The 1,679-nt window shown below is 73.5% G+C and carries 3 protein-coding genes; 2 read left to right on the forward strand and 1 reads right to left on the reverse strand.

Features of this window, described 5'->3' with window-relative positions; genetic code table 11:
* Both ACFW2E_RS45000 and ACFW2E_RS45005 read left to right on the forward strand, forming a co-directional pair.
* A partial coding sequence (locus tag ACFW2E_RS45000) for a sensor histidine kinase (protein ID WP_384477449.1) occupies positions 1-674 on the forward strand: 674 nt, incomplete at its 5' end.
* A complete protein-coding gene (locus ACFW2E_RS45005) occupies positions 671-1,336 on the forward strand; it encodes a response regulator (protein ID WP_384477451.1) in 666 nt (221 codons plus the stop codon). The genes ACFW2E_RS45000 and ACFW2E_RS45005, both read left to right, overlap by 4 nt.
* Here the strand turns inward: ACFW2E_RS45005 and ACFW2E_RS45010 are convergent.
* A complete protein-coding gene (locus ACFW2E_RS45010; protein WP_384477454.1) occupies positions 1,297-1,581 on the reverse strand; it encodes a DUF6332 family protein in 285 nt (94 codons plus the stop codon). The two genes, ACFW2E_RS45005 and ACFW2E_RS45010, sit on opposite strands and share 40 nt — an antisense overlap.
* Between the last annotated feature and the right edge of the window lie 98 nt (positions 1,582-1,679).

Below are 1,679 nucleotides of genomic sequence, written 5' to 3' on the forward strand. Positions count from 1 at the left end.
GTCGCGGGGGGGCGCGGGTCGCGCCCCCCCCCCCGCGCCCCCCCCGCCGCCGCGCGGACGAGGAGCGCCTGCGCATCGCCCGCGAGCTGCACGACGTCCTGGCACACAGCATCTCCGTCATCAACGTGCAGGCAGGGGTCGGCCTCGCGCTCCTCGACACCGATCCGGAGCAGGCCCGGACCGCCCTCACCACCATCAAGGCCGCCAGCAAGGAGGCGCTCGGGGAGGTGCGCCAGGTCCTGGACACCCTGCGCGCCCCCGGTGCCGCACCGCGTGCCCCCGCGCCCGGTCTGGACCGGCTGCCGGAACTTGTGGAGCAGGCGGCGGGCGCAGGCCTCACGGTGGACGTCGAGGGCGCGCCGCCGAGCCTGCCGCCGGGCGCCGGCCTCGCGGCCTTCCGTATCGTCCAGGAGGCCCTGACCAATGTCGTACGCCATTCGGGCTCGCGGCACGCGCGCGTGTGCTTCGAGGACGACGACGGCGGCGCGCTGCGTCTGCGGATCGACGACGACGGGCCCGCCAACGGTGCGGAGGCGGGCGGCAGCGGGAACGGGCTGGCGGGCATGCGGGAACGGGCCGCCGCGCTGGGTGGCACGATCGAGGCGGGCCCGCGCCCCGACGGGGGCTTCCGGGTGCTCGCCGTGCTGCCGTCGAAGGTCAAGGAGGACCGGTGATCCGTGTACTGCTCGCCGACGACCAGTCACTGGTGCGGGCCGGCTTCAAGGCGCTGCTGGACGCACAGCCGGACATCGAGGTGGTGGGCGAGGCGGCCGATGGTGAGGAGGCCGTGCGCGAGGTGCGCGAACTGCGCCCCGACGTCGTCCTGATGGACATCCGCATGCCCCTCCTCGACGGACTGGCCGCGACCCGGCGGATCACCGGTTCGGCCGGGCTGAAGGACGTGAAGGTGGTCATGCTCACCACCTTCGAACTCGACGAGTACGTCTTCGAGGCGATCCGTTCGGGCGCCTCCGGCTTCCTGGTGAAGGACACCGAGCCGGACGAACTCCTGCGCGCGGTACGGGCGGTGGTCGAGGGCGCCGCGCTGCTCTCACCGGGCGTGACCCGCCGCCTGATCGCCGAGTTCGCCGCCCGTTCCAAGGAACCCGCGGCCGCCGACGCCCTCGCCCAGCTCACCGAGCGGGAACGGGAGGTGATGGCCCTGGTCGGCATCGGCCTGTCCAACGAGGAGATCGCCCGCCGCCTGGTCGTCAGCCCGCTGACCGCCAAGACCCATGTGAGCCGGACGATGGTGAAGCTGGGGGCCCGAGACCGGGCCCAACTCGTGGTGCTGGCCTATGAGTCGGGGCTGGTGCGGCCCGGCTGGCTGGGCTGAGCCCCCCGGCGGAAGCGGACCAGCACGGACACGACCCGCGCGACGCCAACGACGGCCGCCAGCGCCAGACCCGAGCGGAGCAGCAGTGCGGACAGCAGGTCCGGCAGGTCGAAGAGCAACGCCGGTCCGCCGACGGCCCCGAAGACCACCGCCGCCGCGAAACCCGCGCTCACCAGCGCGTATCCCACCTCGACCGTCGCCGCGTCCCGCTCGGCCTTGGTGCGCCTTCCCCCGTACCCGTCCATGCGGGCAGTCTCACAGCCGGGCGCCCCGCGGGGCCAGCGAAACCCCAGTCTCGTATAAACAAAACCCAGCCCCCCAGACAAGGAACAAACCAGGGGGT

The sequence above is a fragment of the Streptomyces sp. NPDC058964 genome (assembly GCF_042741275.1).
GTDB lineage: Bacteria > Actinomycetota > Actinomycetes > Streptomycetales > Streptomycetaceae > Streptomyces.